This window comes from Salinicola sp., from assembly GCF_982684285.1.
Genome location: NZ_CEXLVS010000038.1, coordinates 1 through 21,940 on the forward strand (window position 1 = coordinate 1; position 21,940 = coordinate 21,940).

Consider the following 21,940-nt stretch of genomic DNA (forward strand, 5'->3'; position numbering starts at 1 on the left):
ACACCATGGCGATATCGCGCCGGGTGGGGTGCACGTCGTTGATGCAGCGGCCGTCGAGCAGCAGCTCGCCCTCGCTGATCGAGTCGAGTCCGGCGATCATGTTCAAAAGTGTCGACTTGCCGCAGCCCGACGGCCCCACCAGTACCAGAAAATCGCCCTGCTCGATCGCGATGTCGATGCCCTTCAGGACATGGGTCTCGCCGAAGCGCTTGTGAACGTTGTTGATATGCAGAAAGCTCATGTGATCCTCAGCCCTTGACCGATCCCGACATCAACCCGCGCAGGAAATACTTGCCCGCGAGGATATAGACGATGAGCGTCGGCACCGCCGCCCCCATCGCTGCCGCCATGTTGACGTTATAGGCCTTCACCCCGGTGGAGCTGTTGACCAGATTGTTGAGTGCCACCGTGATCGGCGCGCTGTCGCCGGACGCGAACGAGACGCCGAACAGGAAGTCGTTCCAGACGTTGGTGAACTGCCAGATGATGGTGACCACGATGATCGGCACCGAGGCCGGCAGCAGGATCCGGAAGAAGATGGTGAAGAAGCCGGCGCCATCGAGCTGCGCCGCCCGTACCAGTTCATCCGGAAAACTGGCGTAGAAGTTACGGAAGAACAGTGTGGTGAACCCGATGCCGTAGACGATGTGGACCAGCACCAGCCCACCGGTGCTGTTGGCCAGATGCAGAATCCCCAGCACACGGGCCATCGGCAACAGAATGATCTGGAACGGGATGAAGCAGCTGAACAGCATTAGGCCGAACACGATCTTGTGGCCGCGAAACTTCCACTTGGTCAGCACGTAGCCGTTGAACGCGCCCAGCAGCCCGGAGATCAGCACCGCCGGCACCACGATCTTGATGCTGTTGAAGAAGTAGCCGTGCACGCCGTTGCACTCGAGACCGATGCAGGCGCTGCCCCAGGCTTCCCGCCAGGGATCCAGGGTCCACTGGCCGGGTAGCGCCAGCATGTTGCCCTGATGGATCTCCTCCAGCGTCTTGAACGACGTGGTCAGCATCACGTAGAGCGGCATCAGATAGGCGATCGCAAACAGCGCCAGGATCGCGTAGAGCACGGCCGGGGTCGCGAGACCCCGGCGTGCGGTGGGGGAAGCGGCACTCATGATCGGGGCTCCCGCAGCTCGGAGTAGAGATAGGGGATGATCAGCGCGGCGATCACCGCCAGCATGAACACCGCGCTGGCCGCGGCGATGCCCATTTCGTTGCGCGAAAAGGCGTAGGAGTACATGAAGGTCGCCGGCACCGCGGTGGCATTGCCCGGCCCGCCACCGGTCATCGCCACGATCAGGTCGAAGCTCTTGATCGCCAGGTGCGCCAGCACCACGACCGCGCTCAGGAAGACTGGTCGAAGCTGGGGGATGATGATCCGTGCGTAGATCTTCCAGGCCGGGGCGCCGTCGATCTGGGCGGCCTTGATCATCTCGCCGTCGATGCCGCGCAACCCCGCCAGGAACATCGCCATGACGAAGCCGGTGGCCTGCCAGACCGCAGCGATCACCACGGTGTAGATCGCCATGTTGGAATCGATCAGCCAGTTGAAGCTGAAGCTCTGCCAGCCCAGGTCGTGCATGGTCTTCTCCAGCCCCAACCCGGGGTTGAGAAACCACTGCCAGGCGGTGCCGGTGACGATGAAGGAGAGCGCCATCGGGTAGAGATAGATGGTGCGAAGCACGCCTTCGGCCCGGATCCGCTGGTCGAGCAGGATCGCCAGTATCAGGCCCAGCACGATGCAACTGACGATATACAGAAGCCCGAAGACCCAGATGTTGTGCAGCGCGATCCCCCAGGTCCAGGAGGTCCACAACCGCGACCACTGGTGCAAGCCGACCCAGGTGTAGTCCGGCATCATGCCGGAGTCGCTGAACGAGATGTAGCTGGTCCAGGCGATGAAGCCATAGACGAAGAACAGGACCAGAACGCAGGAAGGCGACAGCACCAGCTTGGGTAGCCAGCGCTGCAGGCGCTCCCGCGCTCCGCCGTCCCGCTCCGGAGAAGCATTGGACATCACATCACTCTCGGCTCGTGAACGAGACGCCCCGCCTGACGGCGGGGCCGATCATCAGGACGTTGCGCCCTGCACCGCCATCGCCAGCTGCTCGGCGGCGACGTCGCTGGGCATGTCGCTGTTGACGAAGGAGGAGATGATGTCGAAGACGGCGTTCTTGACCGACGCCGGCGCGGCATAGCCGTGCGCCATGCTGCCCATCAGCGTGTGGTTCTCGGCCGCGGCCTTGACCTGCTCGTAACCGCGCTGGGCGCAGGCGTCCAGCTTGTCGGCGGAGAGATCCATGCGCGCCGGCACCGAGCCCTTGATCTGGCTGAAGGCGATCTGGAACTCGGGCGAGCCGATGATCGTGGCCATGGCCTGCTGCATCTGCTGCTGCTGGGCGTCATCGGTATCGAACATGATCATCAGGTCGCTGTTGAAGGTCACGGCGTCCTGGGTGCCCGGGGTGCGGAAGCACATGAAGTCCTTGCCCGGCTCGAGATTGGCATTGAGGAACTCGCCTTTCGCCCAGTCGCCCATGATCTGGTAGAGCGCCTTGCCGTTGATGACCATCGCCGTGGCCAGGTTCCAGTCGCGGCCGGGCGAGTTGTCATCCTTGTACTTCAACAGCTCGCGCAGGTGGTCGAACGCCTGGGCCATGGTGGTGGAGTTCAGCGCCTCGGGATCCAGGTCGATCATCGCCTTACGGTAGAAGTCGGCGCCCCCGGTGGCGAGCACCACGTTCTCGAACACCGTGGTGTCCTGCCATGGCTGGCCGCCATAGGCCAGGCCGGTGTAGCCCGCGTCCTTGGCCTTCTTCAGCGAGGCGATGAAATCCTCCCAGGTCCTGGGCTGCTCGATATCCAGCTCATCCATCAACGACTTGTTGGCCCAGACCCAGTTGGTCGAATGGATCTCGAACGGCGCCCCGATCCAGTGGCCATCGTACTTGGCGAACTCCTGCAGCGGTTGCGGGAAGACCTCGTCCCACTTGCCCGCCTCGGCGACCTCGTCGAGCGAACTCAAGGCGTCGCGTTCGGCCCAGTCCTGGGCATCGTAGCCGAGCACCTGGGCCGCCGTCGGCGGATTGCCCGAGGTGATGCGCGAGCGCAGCACGGCCATGGCGTTGGTGCCGGCGCCGCCCGCCACCGGCATGTTCTTCCAGCCGATCCCCTGATCCGACAGCCCATCCTTGAGCGCGCCCAGCGCCTTGGCCTCGCTGCCCGAGGTCCACCAGTTGAGCACCTCGACCTCGCCGTTGGCGGCGGTATCGGCAGCCAGCACACTCGTCGGCAGCGCCAACGCAAATGGCAGCAGAGCCAGTCCCAGGCAATTCATGACGGTCTTGTTTCGATTGGCGTGCATCCCTTCGATTCCTCTTCTTGTTGGGGAGCGGTATCTCGTTCTTTTACGAAACGGCCCACTTTATTCGATGTCTTGGTGGGGTGATCGCGACTATTGCCCAACCGCTTTTGCCTAACAATACAACCATGGACGCACACCTGGCCGCATCGAGCCCCGCTGCCCGACGCCACCGCGCATGGTGGTGCGGTTTACGGGTGGGGAGGCTTGGGCTCTCAACCCTAAGTCGTATCGACCAATGCGCTATACCGCGACTGGCCGATGTCGCGGCCGATCCATATCCGGGGAGACAGCGACCGCGCCAGGGAGATAAAAAAACGGCCCATCCCGAAGGATGAGCCGCTGATTCGACAGGACTGCGATGGTTGAGCGCAGGCATTTTTCAGACAGAGCTTAGGGCCTGTTCACATTATCCCAAGCGGCCGCGACGTATCGTGTGAACAGGCCCTAGATATCCAGATTGGCCACCAGCGCGAAGCGCTCGATGAAATCGCGACGCGGTTCGACCTCGTCACCCATCAGGGTGTTGAACATCTGGTCGGCGGCGACGGCATCCTCGATGGAGACCCGCAGCATACGCCGTGAACCTGGATCCATGGTGGTTTCCCACAGCTGGTCCGGGTTCATCTCCCCCAGCCCCTTGTAGCGCTGGATGCTGAGCCCGCGTTGCGCTTCCAGCATCAGCCACTCCAGCGCGTCGTAGAAGTTGTCGATCGGCTTCTGGCGCTCGCCGCGGGCGATATAGGCGCCCTCTTCGATCAGGCCGTCCAGGGTCTCGCCCAGGTTGGCCAGCGCGCGATAGTCGGCGCTGCGGAAGAAGTCGATACCCCACACGTAGTCGGTGGTGACACCGTGGGCGGTGAGCGACACGCTCGGCATCCACAGGCCGCGCTCGGTGTCTTCCTGCAGCTGGAAGGTATAGCGCGGACCGCCCTCATGGGCGATCAGCGAGTCCATCGCCACCTGGAGCTCATCGATCCAGTTCTGCATGGTGGCGCGGTCGTCGAGATTGGTTTCGTCGAGCTTGGCCGCGTGGACCATCTTGCGCAGCACGGCGTTGGGATAGACCCGCGACAGCCGGTCGATGCGCTTCATCACGTCACGATACTGATTGACCAGCGCTTCCAGGTTCTCGCCCGCGATTCCCGGCGAGTCCGCGTTGACGTAGAGCCGCCCGCCATCCAGCGCCGTGGTGGTGAGGTAGTCGGTCATCGCCTGCTCGTCCTTCAGGTACATCTCCTGCTTGCCGCGCTTGATCTTGTAGAGCGGCGGCTGGGCGATGAAGACGTGGCCGCGCTCGATCAGCTCCGGCATCTGGCGGAAGAAGAAGGTCAGCAGCAGCGTGCGGATATGCGAGCCGTCGACGTCGGCATCGGTCATGATGATGATCGAGTGGTAACGCAGCTTGTCCGGGTTGAACTCCTCGCGCCCGATGCCGCAGCCCAGTGCGGTGATCAGGGTGCCCACTTCGGCGGAAGAGAGCATCTTGTCGAAGCGCGCCTTCTCGACGTTGAGAATCTTGCCCTTCAGCGGCAGGATCGCCTGGGTGCGGCGATCGCGACCCTGCTTGGCGCTGCCGCCGGCGGAGTCGCCCTCCACCAGGTAGAGTTCGGAGAGGCCGGGGTCCTTCTCCTGGCAGTCGGCCAGCTTGCCGGGGAGCCCTGCGATATCCAGCGCGCCCTTGCGCCGCGTCATGTCGCGGGCCTTGCGGGCGGCTTCGCGGGCTCGGGCGGCGTCGATCATCTTGCTGACGATCGCCTTGGCCTCGTTGGGATGCTCGATCAGGTAGTCGGAGAACTGACGGCTCAGTTCCTGATCCACCGCTGTCTTCACCTCGGAAGAGACCAGCTTGTCCTTGGTCTGCGACGAGAACTTGGGATCCGGCACCTTGACCGAGATGATCGCGGTGAGACCTTCGCGGGCATCGTCGCCGGCGGTCGCCACCTTGGCCTTCTTCTGGATATCTTCCGCCTCGATGTAACTATTGAGGGTGCGCGTCAGCGCCGCGCGGAAGCCCGCCATGTGGGTGCCGCCGTCACGCTGCGGGATATTGTTGGTGTAGCAGAACACGTTCTCGGTGAAGGTGTCGTTCCACTGCATCGCCACTTCCACGGCGATACCGTCTTCGCGCTGGATCTCGAAGTGAAAGACCGGGTTGATCGTGGTGCGATTGGTGTTGAGGTGATCGACGAACGCCTTGAGGCCACCTTCATAGTGGAACAGCTCCTCGCGACCGTCGCGCTCGTCGACCAGCCGGATGGCGACGCCGGAGTTCAGGAACGACAGCTCGCGCAGGCGCTTGGCGAGAATGTCGTAATGGAACTCGATATTGGCGAAGGTGTCGCTGGACGGCTTGAAGCTGATCTGGGTACCGGACTTCTCGGTATCGCCGACCACGGTCAGCGGCGCCTGCGGCACGCCGTGGTGATAGATCTGTTCGTGAACCTGGTTGTTGCGCCAGATGGTCAGCTTGAGCTGTTCCGAAAGCGCATTGACCACCGAGACCCCGACGCCGTGCAGACCGCCGGACACCTTATAGGAGTTGTCGTCGAACTTCCCGCCGGCGTGGAGCACGGTCATGATGACCTCGGCCGCGGAGACGCCCTCGGCGTGGATGTCGGTGGGAATGCCGCGGCCGTCGTCGGAGACGGTCACCGACTCGTCCGGATGGATGACGATGCGGATCTCGCTGCAATGACCGGCCAGCGCTTCGTCGATGGAGTTGTCGACGATCTCGAACACCATGTGGTGCAGCCCGGTACCGTCATCGGTATCGCCGATGTACATGCCGGGACGCTTGCGCACCGCGTCCAATCCCTTGAGGACCTTGATGCTCGATGAATCGTAGGCCTGTTCGCTCATTGCTCACTCCATGGTGAAATCATTCCGAATGCAGCCGCCCGCCGGCCAGTTTCGATGCCACGACATCCGTTTGTGGCTGCCAGACGTCGGCCAGCGCCTCGCGATCAACGCTGGTGATGAAGACCTGACAGTTGAGCCGCTCCAACCACTGGCAGAAGATCCGCCGATGATCGCCGTCGAGCTCCGCCGGCAGGTCGTCGATCAGGTAAAGGCAGGTGCCTCCCGTCAACTGCTCGAGCAGGCGCCCCTGGGCCAGTTTCAGCGCGCTGACCACCAGCTTCTGCTGGCCGCGCGACAGCACCTCCACCGCAGGGTGGCGGCCGACGCGGATGCGCAGGTCGGCACGCTGTGGTCCATGCTGGGTGAAGCCCATCTGGCGATCGGTATCGCGCCCGGCCTCGAACACCTCTAGCAGGGCGCGCTGCCGATCCCAGCCCCGCGAGTAGCGCAGCGTCAGATCCGGCAGTGGCAGCAGTGCCGCCAGGGTCTCTTCGAACACCGGCACGAAGTGCGTCATGTAGCTCGCGCGCAGCCCGTCCAGACGCTCGCTCCAGTGGGCGAGTTCACGCTCCCAGACATGTATCGACTGGACGTCGATTCTATCATGTCTGAGCAGGGCATTCCGATGTTTCAAGGCCCTTCTGACACGCTTCCAGCTGTCCAGGAACTCCCGCTCTGCATGGAACACGCCCCAGTCGAGGAACTCGCGCCGGGCGGCCGGCGAGCCTTCGAGAAGACGGAAGGCATCGGGGTTGATCAACTGCAGCGGCAGCGCCTCGGCCAACTGGGTGATCCGCGCGGCGCGTTCGCCATTGACCCGCAGCTCGAGTTCGGCGCTATCGCGGCGGCGGCGTACCCCGACCGGCAGTGGCGGATCGCCGGCCACCCGCCCGAACAGCGTCACCTCGTCGGCATCGTGGTCGATCAGCGACTTGAGCTTCTGGGTCCGGAACGAACGCGCCATGCCGAGCACGTGGATGCCCTCCAGCAGCGACGTCTTGCCGCTGCCGTTGGGCCCGGTGATCAGATTGATGTGCGGCCCGGGCGTCATCTCGAGGAGATCCAGATTGCGCAGGCCGTGGAAACTCAACCGATCGAGCGGCATGGCACGTGACAACTCATGGCAAGAGACGAGAGGAAACGCCCGGACCGCGGGCAGCGTGGAAAGAAGCACCCGAACATTTAACCGCCGAGATGGAAGAAGTTGGCGAGCGACGATCAGGCGCGGCAAAAATCGGCGAACCAGCGGAGCTTATGTGGGTATAAGTGAGCAAGGTTCGCCGGTTTTTAACAAAGCATGATCGAGCGCAGCCACTTCCCTGCACTCAGAGGCGCATCGGCATGACGACGTAGCGCGCATCCCCACCGCCCGGCTCTTCCATCAGCGCCGAGCTGTTGGCGTCCGATACGCTGAGCTGGATCTGATCGGCATCGATCACCCCCAGGACATCCTGCAGATAACTGACGTTGAAGCCGATCTCGAGCCGATCGCCGGCGTAGTCCACGCCAACCACCTCTTCGGCCTCTTCCTGCTCGGGATTGTTGGCCATCACCTTGCGGTTGTTCTCCTCGAGGTGCAGGCGCACGCCCCGGTACTTCTCGTTGGAGAGGATCGCCGTACGTGCCAGGTTCTGGCGCAGCTCGCCGCGCTCGGCGATGAAGACCTTGTCGCCGCCCTTGGGGATGACCCGGTCGTAGTCGGGGAACTTGCCGTCGACCAGCTTGGAAGTGAAGGTGAACTCGCCGGTGTTGGCGCGGATGTGGTTGGAACCCAGCATCAGTTCGACCGGCTCGTCGCTGCCGTCGAGCAGACGCGTCAGCTCCAGCACGCCCTTGCGCGGCACGATCAGCTTGCGCGACGCCTCCATCTCGATGTCGGCGCTGCGCTCGCAGACCGCCAGGCGGTGGCCGTCGGTGGCGACCGTGCGCACCAGGTGGTTGGCCAGCTCCAGCAGCATGCCGTTGAGGTAGTAGCGCACGTCCTGCTGGGCCATGGCGAACGAGGTCGCATCGATCAGATACTTCAGCGTGCCGCGCGGCAGCGACAGCGTGGTGTCGTTCTGACCGTCTTCGATATTGGGGAATTCGGCCACCGGCAGCGTGGAGAGCGTAAAGCGCGAACGCCCGGCGCGCAGCACGACGCGGCCGTCCTCCAGCGAGAAGCTGATGTCGGACTGGTCCGGCAGCGACTTGCAGATATCCATCAGCTTGCGCGCGGGCACCGTGACGGAGCCTGGCTCGTCCACCAGCGCCGGCGTGGCACGGCCGATCAATTCCACCTCGAGATCGGTACCGGTCAATGCCAGTTGTTCGTTCTGGACTTCGATCAGCACATTGGAGAGCACCGGCAGCGTCTGGCGGCGCTCGACCACCCCGGCCACCAGCGTCAGCGGGCGCAGCAGGGCTTCGCGAGAGATGGAAAATTTCATTGGGGCTCCGTTGTTGGTTCAATAAGCCTGAAGTTGAATCCGGTAACCGGTGGATCGCTTTGAGTCATGGGACGGACGAGGAAAACCGTCGGGCCGCGCCGTCCCATTCTTGCCGTGCCGGGCGTCGCTAGCAATCCCCGCGGCCAGGGAATTCGCCACACGTCGACTCAACTGGTCAGCAATCGCATCAGATTCTTGTAGTCCTCGCGGATATCCGCGCTCTCTTCCTTGAGCGCCACGACCTTGCGACAGGCGTGCAGCACCGTCGTGTGGTCGCGGCCGCCGAAGGCGTCGCCGATCTCGGGCAAGCTGTGGTTGGTCAGCTCCTTGGCCAGCGCCATCGCCACCTGGCGCGGCCGCGCCACCGAGCGTGAGCGGCGTTTGGAGAGCAGGTCGGCCAGCTTGATCTTGTAGTACTCCGCCACCGTACGCTGGATGTTCTCGATCCCGACCTGCTTGTCCTGCAGCGCCAGCAGATCCTTGAGCGACTCGCGGATGAAATCCTGGGTGATCGGCTTGCCCATGAAGTGGGAGTCGGCGATCACCTTCTTGAGCGCCCCTTCCAGCTCGCGCACGTTGGAGCGGATCTTCTGGGCGATGAAGAACGCCGCATCGTGGGGCAGATCGACCTCGGCCTGATCCGCCTTCTTCATCAGTATCGCCACTCGGGTTTCGAGTTCCGGCGGCTCGATCGCCACCGTCAGCCCCCAGCCGAAGCGCGACTTCAGCCGCTCCTCGACGCCGCTGATCTCCTTGGGATAGCGATCCGAGGTCAGGATCATCTGCTGCCCGCCTTCCAGCAAGGCGTTGAACGTGTGGAAGAACTCCTCCTGGGAGCGCTCCTTGCCGGCAAAGAACTGGATATCGTCGATCAGCAGCGCATCGACGCTACGATAGAAACGCTTGAAATCATTGATCGCGTTGAGCTGCAGCGCCTTGACCATGTCGGCGACGAAGCGCTCCGAGTGGAGATAGACCACCTTGGCGTTGTCCCTGAGACCCGCGAGATGGTTGCCCACGGCATGCATCAGGTGGGTCTTGCCCAGCCCCACGCCTCCGTAGAGGAACAGTGGATTGTAGGCCCCGCCGGGGTTCTCGGAGACCTGACGCGAGGCGGCCCGCGCCAGCTGGTTCGACTTGCCCTCGACGAAGGTTTCGAAGGTGAAGTTGGGATTGAGTCCGCTGCCGTGCTTGAGACTCCCCTCGACCTGCACCTGGCGCTCGTTGCTGCGTCGCCCGCCCTCCTCGCGCTCACGCGTTCGATCGAGCTGCTTCTCCTCGGCCGCCTCGTTCGAGCGCGGGCTCGTCTGTACCCCCGGCGCCGTGGATCGCTGAGGCTGGCGACTCGGGGCGGAAACCGGCGCCCCCAGGTCTCGCGGCGACACCGCTGCGGCCCGCCGGCTCCCCACCGTCAGGTGGACCTTGGGAGGCTTGCTGCTGGAGGCAACTTCGCGCAACAGTTCGTTGATCCGCTTCAGGTACTTGTCGCTGACCCAATCACGGACGAAGCGATTGGGGGCCAGCAGACAGAGTTCGTCCACGTCGCCGTCCTCCGCCTGCAGAGGACGAATCCAGGTGTTGAATTGCTGAGAGCTCAACTCATCCTGCAGCGAGTTCAGACATTGTTGCCAGAGAGCGACAGACACACGACCTCACCGAACGTTGAGAGAAAGAGAATGGAAAAAACGGCCGCACATTGTAGCGTCGGCCTGTCAGGTTATCCACACGAAGTCGACTTTCCAACGATTGTGGATAAGTTACCTCGCATGGCAGCCAATGCTGTGGATGGCCAGGGTAATTGACGTGGAAAAAGGGGTAGGAACGAGCTCGCCGCCCGGCTGGCGATCCTCACTCTATGCACGGGTCGTGCGCAACTTCCCCACAACCTGAAAATCATATCAACTCAATGAAATATAATGGTTTAATAGGGTTATCCACAAAGGTTATCCCCACCGTTAACCACATGGTGTGATTGACACTCTCGAGGAACTTCGATCTCACTCCCGGATCCGGTGGCCGGCATCGCCACGGAAATCGTCGATGCCCGCCCACGTCACCGCGCTCCAGCCAGAGGCGCGACGGTCGGGGATTCACTCACAACGGGGTGTGGATAATTCACGGAAAAATTGCACCCGAACCGCGGATTCACTAGAATTCCCGCTCTTGAGTCGAGTGAGCCCGCTTCCCGCAAACGCGTCGGGCATCCCGCTTCAACCAGTTTTCTTTAGAAATCAACTAATTGGGAATCAGCAGCTATGAAACGCACCTTCCAGCCCAGCGTTCTGAAGCGTAAGCGCGTCCACGGTTTTCGCGCCCGCATGGCCACCAAGAACGGCCGCCAGGTCATTGCCCGTCGCCGTGCCAAAGGCCGCAAACGCCTGAGCGCCTGATCGGACGCCGGGTGTCCGATCAGCGTTTTCCCCGGCAACTGCGGTTGCTGAATGCCGGGGACTACAAGCACGTCTTCGACCACGCTCCCTACAAGGTCCATGGTAAAGGATTGCTGGCGTTGGCCCGACCCAACGCGTTGGGCCATCCACGGATCGGGTTGATCTTCAGCAAGAAGAACGTGCGCCGTGCCGTCGACCGCAATCGTCTCAAGCGCCTCGTGCGCGAGTCCATTCGCCATCAACAGCATCGTTTACCGGCAGTGGATATCGTCATACTCGCGCGACGAGGGGTAAATGAGCTGGACAACGCCAGCGTCGCCCGCCAGCTCGATGGCATGTGGCGACGCCTGGAGAAGTCCGCTCGCCAGATGCGTCAAGACGTTTCGTCTTCCTGATCGGACATCCCCGCGCCAAAGGCCGGGGAGCACCGGCGTACTTCGCCGGTCGATCGCCGATGCCCGGCGCCCACCGACCCATTCCCTTACCGGGCAGACCCCTATATGGATTTGAAACGACTCCTTTTCGTGATTCCGTTGGCCGTGCTGGCCTACCTGCTGATCATGCAGTGGAATCAGGACTACGGTCAGCACGTCGTGAACAACCCGGCGCCGGAGATGGCCGCTTCATCGGGTAACGGCGATGACGGCGAGGGCAGCGCCCTGTCCGCGCCGACGGACAGCAGCGGCAATGCCAAGCCGATCCAGGACGACATGCCTGCCGGCGCCGATCCGGCCAAAGGCAGCAACCTGATCCAGGTTCAGAGCGACGTGCTGGACCTGCGCATCAATCCCAACGGCGGCGATATCGTCTACGCCGCGCTGTTCGGTCATGACCAGGCGCTCGACTCCGACACGCCCTTCGTTCTGCTCAGCGACAACAACGTGCGCAGCTACGTGGCCAAGTCGGGGCTGCAGATCGAGGGCCACTCCGGCCGGATCCCGTTCACCGCCGACCAGAACAGCTACCAGCTCAGCGAAGGTGAAGACTCGATCAATGTGGACCTGCATGGCAGCGTCAACGGCGTCGATATCGTCAAGCGCTTCGTCATCAAGCGTGACGACTACGCGGTCAAGGTCGAATACCTGATCGACAACGAGAGCCAGCAACCGGTCACCGCCCGCTTCATCGGCCAGTTGGCCCGCGATCAGAGTCCCGACCCAACCAGCGGCCAGGGCGTCGGCATGCACTCGTTCCTGGGCGCCGCGTTCTCCTCGCCGGACGAGAAGTACAGCAAGGTCGACTTCGAGGATATCCGCAAGGGCAACTTCCAGAACCGCGACGTGAAAGGTGGCTGGGTCGCGATGATCCAGCACTACTTCACCTCCGCCTGGGTGCCGAATCCCGACCAGCAGAACCTCTACTACGGCAACGTCGACAATCGCGACCGCACCGTCGCCGCCTTTGCCGGACCCAACCGGACCATCGAACCCGGCCAGCAGGCGACGCTCGCCGCCACCCTGTTCGTGGGCCCGAAGGTCCAGGACCGTCTCGAGGCGGTGGCACCGAACCTGGAGCTGACCGTCGATTTCGGCTGGCTGTGGTTCCTGGCCAACCCGCTGTTCTGGCTGCTGGAGAAGATCCATGGCCTGATCGGCAACTGGGGCTGGTCCATCGTCCTGCTGACCGTCTGCGTCAAGATCGTGCTGTTCCCGCTCGCCGCCAAGGCCTACAAGTCGATGGCGCGGATGCGCAAGATGGGCCCGGAGATGAAACGGCTCAAGGAGCAGTACGGCGACGATCGCCAGCGCATGTCGCAGGAGATGATGAAGTTCTACCAGAAGGAGAAGATCAATCCTCTGGGAGGCTGCCTGCCGATGGTCATTCAGATGCCGGTGTTCATCGCGCTCTACTGGATGCTGATGGAGTCGGTCGAACTACGCCACGCGCCGTTCATGCTGTGGATCAACGATCTCTCGGCCAAGGACCCGTACTTCATCCTGCCGATCATCATGGGCGGCACCATGCTGTTGCAGCAGTTCCTGAATCCGACCCCGCCGGACCCGATGCAGGCGAAGATCATGAAGATGCTGCCGGTCGTCTTCACCTTCTTCTTCCTGTGGTTCCCGGCCGGCCTGGTGATCTACTGGATCGTGAACAACTCGATTTCGATCCTGCAGCAGTGGTTCATCACCAACAAGGTGCTCAAGGAGGATGCCGGCAACGGCAAGGCCGTGAAAGCCAAGGGCTGACACGGATCTCCCCCGCACCTCCAGACCCCCGCCCCGGCGGGGGTCTGGCGTTTCAGGATCTGGCTTTTCAGCGCTGGCATTCCACGGAGCGCCCCCGGACAATGCCTGCCAAGTCGGCCACGACATCGATTCTCGGAGAAGCTCATGAACGCGCCGCCCCCCTCCACCAACGCGCCGCTCTACCGCCAGGACACCATCGCGGCCCTGGCCACGCCGCCCGGGCGCGGCGGCGTCGGCATCGTCCGCGTTTCGGGGCCGTCGGCAAAGGCCCTGGCGGAGCGCATTCTCGGGCATCATCCGACGCCGCGTTACGCTCATTACGGGCCGTTCCACGGCGATGGTAGCGTCATCGACGAAGGCATCGCCCTCTACTTCCCCGGCCCCCACTCCTTCACCGGCGAGGACGTGCTGGAGCTTCAGGGCCACGGCGGTCCGGTACTGATGGACATGCTGCTGGAGCGCTGCGTGCAACTGGGCGCACGGCTGGCCCGGCCGGGCGAATTCTCGGAGCGCGCCTTCCTCAACGACAAGCTCGACCTGGCCCAGGCCGAGGCGATCGCCGACCTGATCGACGCCAGCTCACGGGCCGCGGCGGAAAATGCGCTGCGTTCGCTACAGGGCGAATTCTCGCAGCGCGTCTCGCAGCTGGTCAGCGAGTTGATCCAGCTGCGTCTCTACGTCGAAGCCGCCATCGACTTCCCCGAGGAGGAGATCGACTTCCTCGCCGACGGCGTGGTCGCCGCCAGGCTGGCAACGCTGCGCCAGACGCTGGAAACCGTCCGTGCCGCCGCCAATCAGGGTTCGCTGATGCGCGAGGGCATGAACGTGGTGATCGCCGGGCGACCCAACGCCGGCAAGTCGAGCCTGCTCAACCGGCTCACCGAGCGCGACAGCGCCATCGTCACCGAGATCGAGGGAACCACCCGCGATGTGCTGCGCGAGCATATCCATCTCGACGGCATGCCACTGCACGTGATCGATACCGCCGGCCTGCGCGACACGCCGGATGCCGTGGAAAGGATCGGCGTCCAGCGCGCCTGGGCGGAGATCGAGAAGGCGGATCGGGTGCTGCTGCTGGTCGACGGACGCGAGACGGCGTCGCTCGACCCCGTGAAGATCTGGCCGGAATTCGTCGAGCGCCTGCCCGACCCCGGCCGATTGACCCTGGTGCGCAACAAGATCGATCAGAGCGGCGAAGGCAGCGACGTCGACTTGTCCACAACGCCTCCGGTGATCCGAATCTCGGCGGAGACCGGTGCAGGTGTGGATAACCTGAAAGCGCATCTCAAGGCGGTGATGGGCTTCGACGCCACCACCGAAGGCCGCTTCTCCGCCCGCCGACGCCATCTCGACGCTCTCGAACGGGCGGCCCAGGCACTGGCCAACGGCACTGCCCAGCTCGAGGGCGCCGCCGCCGGCGAACTGCTGGCCGAGGATCTGCGCGACGCCCAGCAGTCGCTCAACGAGATCACCGGCGAGTTCACCGCCGACGACCTGCTCGGCGAAATCTTCGGCAGCTTCTGCATCGGCAAGTAAAACGGCAAGTGAGCCGAATGGAGGCCATATATGGCTCATTTTTTGAGCCGAATAGGCTTACCGGGATTTTCGCCAGCGGCCGGGCCAGATGTCTCAGGCCAGGCGCCTGGGTCGGCACCCCTCGCTCGCCTGCTCGCCCACCATTTCACCTACCCGCGCCACCGCCCGGGCGATCGCGACGTCGAACACGGCGTGGTTGAGACGCAAGCAGTGACGGTACTTGCCGGTGGCGGAGAACATCACACCGGGGGCGATACGAATCTCCTCCGCCATCAGCCGCTCGTTGAGCGCGACGGTGTCGATATCCCCCTCGCACTGCAGCCATAGCATGAAGCCCCCGGCCGGGTAGCTGACCCGGGTCGAGGCCGGAAAGGCGTCGGCGATCACGTCCAGCATCAGGTTGCGATTGCGCTGATACTGGGCCCGCATCCGGCGCAGGTGCGGATCGTGGTGCCCCTCGCGGATGAACTCCGCCACCGCCATCTGCCCGTGGGTGGCGGTGGCGCCGGTACCGACGTACTTCATGTGCAGCGCCCGCTCGTGATAGCGGCCAGGCACGATCCAACCGATGCGCAGCCCCGGGGCCAGGGTCTTGGAAAACGAACTGCACAACAGCACCCGACCATCCTCGTCGAACGACTTGATCGTCGCCGGCCGTGGAAAGGCGTAGCTGAGATCGCCGTAGACGTCGTCTTCGATGATCGCCACATCGAAGCGCTGCGCCAGGGCGTAGAGCGCTCGCTTGCGTTCGAGCGACAGCGTATAGCCCAGCGGATTGTTGCAGGTCGGCGTCACCTGGATGGCGCGGATCGGCCACTGCTCCAGGGCCAGCTCCAGCGCCTCCAGGCTGATCCCGGTGTCGGGATCGGTGGGGATCTCCATCGCCTTCATGCCGTAGGCGCGAATCGACTGCAGCGCACCATAGAAGCTCGGCGAATCCACCGCGATGATGCCGCCGGGCTCGCACACCGCGCGCATGGCGATCGAGATCGCCTCGTGACAGCCGGTGGTGACCACGATGTCGTCGGGGTGCAGCCGGCAGCCGTGACCGGTCGCGAGTCGCGCGATCTGCTCGCGCAGTTCGGGGCGGCCATGCAGCGTATCGTAGTTGAGCCCGATCAGATCCTGACGCCGGCTGACGCGGGACAGCGCCCGCAGCAGCGGCTTGAGCGTCGGCGCATCGATGTCCGGCATCCCGCGGCCCAGATTGTGCATGCTGGCATCCGGCAGCACGCAGGTGCCCTCACGGACCTGCTCCCACTGAGAGACTTCCACTGGCCGCTGCGCCGTTCGACCGGCCGGTGGCGGGAGCGGCCGCTCCCGCTGCGGCGAGACGAAGTAGCCCGACTTGGGTCGCGCCTCGATCAGTTGGGCATCTTCCAACTGGTGGTAGGCGTGCTGCACGGTGGATAGGCTGACGCCATGCGAAGCCGCCAGCGCCCGGACCGAGGGCAACCGATCGGCGGGTCGGTAATAGCCCGTCTGGATACGCTCGCGCAGATGATCGGCCAGTCGTTCGTAGCGGTGCATGGAACCTCCGGGGGCTTTTTCCTCATTGTGTATGCTCATGACCGTCGCTTCACGATACAGATGACGGCGAAGTCGGGCATACAGATGACCTTATCGGGTTTCTGTATCTTTGATCTCGTATTTTTCTGGATCTGTATGGCATGGCCTCCCCCACCGTAACCTGAACCCATCGTTCAGCGACCGGGAGTCGTCCCATGCGCCTTGCCCTTCTCTCCTCACTCTCCCTGACCTTCAGCCGCTGGAAGCCGACACGGTCCTCCTCGAGCGTCTGTCCAGACATGCCACCGTCCGTCGAACGTCGCAGCTATCGCCTGGGCCCTTGGCAGCGCTGGCGAACGCGTCAGCAGCTGGCACAACTGGATGCACGACAGCTGGCGGATATCGGATTGACGCGAGCCCAGGTCGATAGAGAGGTCCGTCAAGCCTTCTGGCGCTGAGTCCTGCAAGCGCTCGTATGAATAACGCGCCTTCCCGCCCTCGATCGGCACGTCCGGCCACCAGCGAGCGCTATACTGGCCGCACTGCGAACGTTCAGGACGAGGCGAGACGATGTCGGAAGTGGTCAACGGCGACGAGGGGATTCGGCACGGCGAGTACAAGGTGCCGGGCGGGAAACTGCTGGTGGCGGATGTCACGGTCCGCGACGGGCGACTGGCGTCGGTGCAGCTGTCCGGGGATTTCTTCCTCGAACCCGACACCGCGCTGGAAGCGATCGACCGCGCCCTCGAGGGCGCCCCGGTCGATGCCGCTGCCGACACCCTGATCGCCACGATCCAATCCGCGCTGCCACCGCAGACCGAGATGGTCGGGCTCTCCGTGCCGGCCATCGCCACCGTGATACGACGCGCACTCTTGCGGACCTCGGACTGGCAGGATCACCAATTCGGCCTGATTCACCGCGCGCCGGAATCGCCGCTGCTGCACATGGCGCTGGACGAGGTGCTGGCCCGCGAGGTGGCCGAGGGCCGCCGCGGCCCGACACTGCGCGTCTGGGAGTGGGACCGCGCCGCCATCATCATCGGCGTGTTCCAGTCGCTGGCCAACGAGGTCGACAGCGATGCGGCGGCGGCCGAGGGCATCGAGGTGGTCAGGCGCATCAGCGGCGGCGGTGCCATGTTCGTCGAGCCGGGCAACACCATCACCTGGTCGCTGATCGTACCGGAAACCCTCGTCCAGGGGCTCACCTTCGTCGAAAGCTACGCCTTTCTCGACGACTGGGTGATCCAGGCGCTGGGCGACATGGGCATCAAGGCCTGGTACGTGCCGATCAACGACATCACCTCCCCGGGCGGCAAGATCGCCGGCGCCGCCCAGAAACGGATCAATGGCGCCGTTCTGCATCACGTCACCATGGCCTACGACATCGATGCCGACAAACTGACCCGCGTGCTGCGGATCGGGCGCGAGAAACTCTCCGACAAGGGCACCGCCAGTGCTGGCAAGCGGGTCGATCCGCTCAGGCGCCAGACCGGTCTCGAGCGCGAGACGATCATCCAGCGCATGATCGACTCGTTCGCCGCGCGCTTTACCCTGGTGCCGGCGTCACTCACCCCGGACGAGCTGGAACGGGCAAATGCCCTGGCCAACGACAAATTCTCCAGCGCTACCTGGTTGCGACGCGTTCCCTGACGCAACAAGGCGGTTTCGCCCACGACTGCTAAGCTGAATCGGGTCAGCCATTGTGCACCCTGGGAGTGCACAGCATCGAATAACTTCGGTTATGGTTGTGGTCGTGATTCGATAATATCATCTTATAATAATGACGATTTTTGCAATCGTCCGCCCCTTCGGCACGCTTACTGCATGGATTGATTGGAGCGATGGCAAGGAGAAGGCTATGTGGTCGTTACTGCGACCCATTCGTGCGTTGCTGGGGAGCGTGGCGCTACTGCTGCTCGGCAACGGTCTGATCAATACCCTGTTGACACTGCGTGGCGCCGACGAAGGCTTTTCGACCAGCCTGATCGGCCTCATCATGTCCGGCTACTTCATCGGCTTCATCGGCGGCACCTGGATCAGCGGCCGGCTGATCAAACGCATGGGTCACATCCGTACCTTCGCCTTCTGTGCCGGGCTCTGCGCCTCAGCTGCGCTGCTTCACCTGATATTCATCAACCCCTGGGTGTGGCTGGGCCTGCGGGTGATCTATGGGCTCTCCTTCATCACCCTGATGACGGTGATCGAAAGCTGGCTCAACAGCCAGGCTGCCAGCCACCAGCGGGGCCGGGTCTTCGCGATCTACATGGTGGTCAATCTGGGGGCGCTGGCCATCGCCCAGCAGATCCTGCGCCTGGATAGCCCGGACGGCTTTCTGCTGTTCGCGCTGACGTCGATCCTGATCAGTTGGGCGCTGTTGCCGATCACGATCACCAAGCGCAGCCAGCCCGTCATCCCCGCCCGCCCCAAGAGCAGCCTCAAGGCGCTGTTGGGATTCGCCCCGCTGGCCGTTGCCGCCTCGATGATGTCCGGCCTGGCGATGGGGGCTTTCTGGACGATGACACCGGTGTATGCGCGCAGTGTCGGCTTTGACGTCGCCGGGGTCGGCGTGGTGATGAGCTGCGCCATCGTCGGCGGCGCCCTGCTGCAGATACCGATCGGCCGCTTCTCCGATACCCATGATCGCCCCCGGGTCATGACCTGTGTGGTGATCCTGGCTGCGATCGCCGCTGCCGCCATGCCCTTCGCCCCCAACCAGATGGCGCTACTCGGGCTATATTTCATCTGGGGCGGGCTGTCGTTCTCGATCTACCCGATCGCCGTGGCCCAGTTGATCGATCAGCTGCATCCCGACGAAATCGTCGCCGGTTCAGCTGATATGCTGGTGGTACAAGGTGCCGGCAGTGCCGTCGCGCCGATTCTGGCCGGGGTGATCATGCATAACGTCGGCAATCAGGGATTGCCGCTCTATATCGCCGCCGTCATGGCGATGCTCGCGGGCTACGCCATCTATCGCCGACGTCGTGTCTCGGTGCTGGTCAGCGGCGATACGGCCCATTTCGAACCCATGACACCCACCAGCAGCCAAGCCCTGGAGATGATGTACGACGACGTACAGAAGGATCTGTTCGCCGACCCCAGTTTCTACGAAGAGCACGAACGCCAGCGAATCGTCGAGATGGCCGGCAAGACTTGACCCGAATCCAGGGCCTGTCGCCGTTGCCTGCACGGCCGCGCCGAAACGGCAACAGCCCCTGGCCAACGTCACTCGACGAACGCGCGGACCGCTCGCGCAGGGAAAATCGTCCCGGTCCTCAGAGGCCGGACAGGAGGAAAACATGCTACTTGCAACCGATCTCGACGGCACCTTTCTGGGCGGCGACTCCGAAGCCCGCCTGAGCCTCTACCAGACCATCGCCGCGCACCCGGACATCGAGCTGGCCTACATCAGCGGCCGCAGCCTGGAAGCGATCCTGCCGCTGCTGTCCGACCCGACGCTGCCACAGCCGGACTACATCGTCGCCGATGTCGGCGCCAGCCTCTATCTGGGTGACAGCCTGCAACCGATCCAGCCGCTGCAGAACGAGATCGACTCCCGCTGGCCCGGCGAATCCCGGATCGCCAGCGCGATGCAACGCTTTCCCGACGTGGTGCGCCAGGACGAACCGCAGCTGCGGCGCTGCTCCTATTACTGCCCGCCCGAGCGGGCCACGGACGAGGCCCTGGTCGCCCTGGCCCGGGAACTGGACTGCGAGATGCTCTACTCGGCCGAGCGCTATCTCGATTTCCTGCCGAAAGGCGTCAACAAGGGCAGCAGCCTGCGCAAGCTGGTCGAATGGCTCGGGATCGACGAAGAGGAAGTGCTGGTGGCCGGCGATACCATGAACGATCTCGCCATGCTCACCGCCGGTTTCAAATCCGTCTGCGTCGGCGGATCCGAACCCAAGCTGCTCGAACGGACCCAGAACCAGACGCGGGTGATGCACGCCGAGAACACCGGCTGCGCCGGCATCATCGAAGCGTTTGCCCACTTCGGCTTTCTCGGCGCCCACGGCGTGGCGGCGGAGAACCGCCGCGACGACACCCAGACCGGCAAGGCCGAGCTGGTGATGGTCTACCACCGCCTGCCTTACGAGGAGTACCGGGTCGACGGCAAGATCCAGCGCCGCCGTCCGACCTCGCCCAACGGCATCATCCCGACGCTGTTGAGCTTCTTCGCCGACCAGCGCGGGTCGTGGATCGCGTGGTCGATCTACGAGGAGGAGGACGAGGAGAAGTTCGTCACCCACACCAGCGTCGATGCCAAGCAGTACCCGCTGCTGACGGCTGCCCGCGTCCCGCTGACCAAGGTCCAGGTCGACACCTTCTACAAGCGCTTCTCCAAGGAGGCCTTCTGGCCGACCTTGCATACCTTCTGGGAGCGTGCGCATTTCCGCGAGGACGATTGGGAAGTCTACTGCGAGGTCAACCGCGCCTTCGCCGAACGCACCGCCGAGGAGGCCGCCGAGGGCGCGCTGATCTGGATTCACGATTACAACCTGTGGATGGTGCCGGCCTATCTTCGCGAGATGCGTCCCGATCTGCGTATCGCCTTCTTCCATCACACCTATTTTCCTTCGGCGGACGTGTTCAACGTGCTGCCGTGGCGCCGCGAAATCATCGGCAGCCTGTTGCAGTGCGACTATGTCGCCTTTCACATTCCGCGCCAGGTCGAGAACTTCGTCGACGTCGCCCGCGGTGTCGTCCCGCTGACCACGCTGTCCCGCCAGGGCTGCGCGCCGCGCTTCCTGACCTACGGCTGCGCGGTGGGACTCGAGACCATGACCACGGCGGTCGATACCGGCTCGCGCGTGGTGCGGCTCGGCGCGCACCCGGTGGGGCTGGATCTCAACCGGATCAGGAACGCCCTCGACCAGGAGGGCGCCAGTTCGCGCATGGCCGAACTGCGGCAGGAGTTCGAGGGCGTCAAGCTGATCCTGTCGGTCGAACGGCTCGATTACACCAAGGGCATTCTCGAAAAGCTCCAGGCCTACGAACTCCTGCTCGACGAGAATCCCGAGCTGCGCGGCAAGGTCACCCTAGTCAGCATCTGCGTGCCCGCCGCACGCGAGATGACCATCTACAACGAGTTGCAGACCCAGATCGAGCAGACCATCGGTCATATCAACGGTCGCTTCGCCGACGTGGGCTGGACGCCGGTCCAGTTCTACTTCCGCGGGTTCCCGTTCGAGGAGGTCGTCGCCTGGTACGCCATGGCCGACGTGATGTGGATAACGCCGCTGCGTGACGGCCTCAACCTGGTCGCCAAGGAGTTCGCCGCCACCCAGGGCATGACCCAGGGCTGCGGCGTGCTGGTGCTGTCGGAGTTCGCCGGCGCGGCGGCGGAGTTGAAGGGCGCGATCCTGACCAACCCGCACGACCTTCACGATCTGGCCCGGACCTGCTATCTGGCCCTGAACCTGCCTCGCGCGGAAGCGGAGGCACGCCTGCGCCAGTTGAACGACATCGTCAGCTACAACGACATCCGACGCTGGGGCGACGAATTCATCGCCGCCATCCAGGGCCAGGAACCCGAAGGCACCGAAAGCCCGGCCAATCCCACCACCGATCTGGTCTGACGGGCTAGGGAGGCTAGAGGTAGAGGCTACGGGCTACGGGCTACGGGCTACGGGCTACGGGCTACGGGCTACGGGCTAC

At 63.7% G+C, this 21,940-nt stretch carries 17 protein-coding genes; 8 read left to right on the top strand and 9 right to left on the bottom strand.

What is annotated here, in order from left to right:
- From AC3AYF_RS05300 to dnaA, 8 genes are all read right to left on the bottom strand, one after another.
- Positions 1 to 241 (bottom strand): ATP-binding cassette domain-containing protein (locus AC3AYF_RS05300; protein ID WP_295036037.1); only part of this gene is annotated, 241 nt, incomplete at its 3' end.
- 7 nt (positions 242 to 248) lie between these two features.
- Positions 249 to 1,124 carry a carbohydrate ABC transporter permease gene (locus AC3AYF_RS05305; protein ID WP_487779481.1) on the bottom strand — a complete coding sequence of 292 codons (876 nt, stop codon included), beginning with the start codon at positions 1,122 to 1,124 and terminating at the stop codon, positions 249 to 251.
- Positions 1,121 to 2,026, bottom strand: a complete 906-nt coding sequence (locus AC3AYF_RS05310; RefSeq protein ID WP_149435089.1) for a carbohydrate ABC transporter permease — start codon at positions 2,024 to 2,026, stop codon at positions 1,121 to 1,123. Before AC3AYF_RS05310 ends, AC3AYF_RS05305 begins: the two co-directional genes overlap by 4 nt.
- A 54-nt stretch (positions 2,027 to 2,080) precedes the next feature.
- Positions 2,081 to 3,373: an ABC transporter substrate-binding protein gene (locus AC3AYF_RS05315; RefSeq protein WP_487779482.1), complete on the bottom strand. Its 1,293-nt coding sequence runs from the start codon at positions 3,371 to 3,373 to the stop codon at positions 2,081 to 2,083.
- A 444-nt stretch (positions 3,374 to 3,817) separates the two neighbouring features.
- On the bottom strand, positions 3,818 to 6,232 hold the full coding sequence (gene gyrB, locus AC3AYF_RS05320; protein ID WP_295036034.1) for a DNA topoisomerase (ATP-hydrolyzing) subunit B: 2,415 nt from the start codon (positions 6,230 to 6,232) through the stop codon (positions 3,818 to 3,820).
- 19 nt (positions 6,233 to 6,251) lie between these two features.
- Complete coding sequence (recF, locus tag AC3AYF_RS05325; protein ID WP_295036033.1) at positions 6,252 to 7,337, bottom strand: DNA replication/repair protein RecF; 1,086 nt, start codon at positions 7,335 to 7,337, stop codon at positions 6,252 to 6,254.
- A gap of 220 nt (positions 7,338 to 7,557) precedes the next feature.
- A complete protein-coding gene (gene dnaN, locus AC3AYF_RS05330) occupies positions 7,558 to 8,661 on the bottom strand; it encodes a DNA polymerase III subunit beta (RefSeq protein ID WP_487779483.1) in 1,104 nt (367 codons plus the stop codon).
- Positions 8,662 to 8,828: 167 nt separating this feature from the next.
- Positions 8,829 to 10,307: a chromosomal replication initiator protein DnaA gene (gene dnaA / locus AC3AYF_RS05335; RefSeq protein ID WP_295036031.1), complete on the bottom strand. Its 1,479-nt coding sequence runs from the start codon at positions 10,305 to 10,307 to the stop codon at positions 8,829 to 8,831.
- A 609-nt stretch (positions 10,308 to 10,916) separates the two neighbouring features.
- Between dnaA and rpmH the strand changes: the two genes are divergently transcribed.
- From rpmH to mnmE, 4 genes are all read left to right on the top strand, one after another.
- Positions 10,917 to 11,051: a 50S ribosomal protein L34 gene (rpmH, locus tag AC3AYF_RS05340; protein WP_019019264.1), complete on the top strand. Its 135-nt coding sequence runs from the start codon at positions 10,917 to 10,919 to the stop codon at positions 11,049 to 11,051.
- 11 nt (positions 11,052 to 11,062) lie between these two features.
- Positions 11,063 to 11,446 carry a ribonuclease P protein component gene (rnpA, locus tag AC3AYF_RS05345; protein ID WP_295036030.1) on the top strand — a complete coding sequence of 128 codons (384 nt, stop codon included), beginning with the start codon at positions 11,063 to 11,065 and terminating at the stop codon, positions 11,444 to 11,446.
- Positions 11,447 to 11,551: 105 nt separating this feature from the next.
- Positions 11,552 to 13,240, top strand: a complete 1,689-nt coding sequence (gene yidC / locus AC3AYF_RS05350; RefSeq protein WP_295036029.1) for a membrane protein insertase YidC — start codon at positions 11,552 to 11,554, stop codon at positions 13,238 to 13,240.
- Between the two features lie 144 nt (positions 13,241 to 13,384).
- Positions 13,385 to 14,776: a tRNA uridine-5-carboxymethylaminomethyl(34) synthesis GTPase MnmE gene (gene mnmE, locus AC3AYF_RS05355; RefSeq protein ID WP_295036028.1), complete on the top strand. Its 1,392-nt coding sequence runs from the start codon at positions 13,385 to 13,387 to the stop codon at positions 14,774 to 14,776.
- A gap of 93 nt (positions 14,777 to 14,869) precedes the next feature.
- Here mnmE and AC3AYF_RS05360 read toward each other — a convergent pair whose 3' ends face one another.
- Positions 14,870 to 16,306 carry an aminotransferase-like domain-containing protein gene (locus tag AC3AYF_RS05360; RefSeq protein WP_295036027.1) on the bottom strand — a complete coding sequence of 479 codons (1,437 nt, stop codon included), beginning with the start codon at positions 16,304 to 16,306 and terminating at the stop codon, positions 14,870 to 14,872.
- A gap of 194 nt (positions 16,307 to 16,500) precedes the next feature.
- Between AC3AYF_RS05360 and AC3AYF_RS05365 the strand changes: the two genes are divergently transcribed.
- From AC3AYF_RS05365 to ggpS, 4 genes are all read left to right on the top strand, one after another.
- Positions 16,501 to 16,743 carry a DUF1127 domain-containing protein gene (locus AC3AYF_RS05365; protein ID WP_295036026.1) on the top strand — a complete coding sequence of 81 codons (243 nt, stop codon included), beginning with the start codon at positions 16,501 to 16,503 and terminating at the stop codon, positions 16,741 to 16,743.
- A gap of 112 nt (positions 16,744 to 16,855) precedes the next feature.
- Positions 16,856 to 17,935: a lipoate-protein ligase LplAB gene (gene lplAB / locus AC3AYF_RS05370; protein WP_295036025.1), complete on the top strand. Its 1,080-nt coding sequence runs from the start codon at positions 16,856 to 16,858 to the stop codon at positions 17,933 to 17,935.
- Between the two features lie 208 nt (positions 17,936 to 18,143).
- Positions 18,144 to 19,439, top strand: a complete 1,296-nt coding sequence (locus tag AC3AYF_RS05375; RefSeq protein ID WP_487779484.1) for an MFS transporter — start codon at positions 18,144 to 18,146, stop codon at positions 19,437 to 19,439.
- 142 nt (positions 19,440 to 19,581) lie between these two features.
- Complete coding sequence (gene ggpS, locus AC3AYF_RS05380) at positions 19,582 to 21,861, top strand: glucosylglycerol-phosphate synthase (RefSeq protein ID WP_295036023.1); 2,280 nt, start codon at positions 19,582 to 19,584, stop codon at positions 21,859 to 21,861.
- The last annotated feature ends 79 nt before the right edge of the window (positions 21,862 to 21,940 follow it).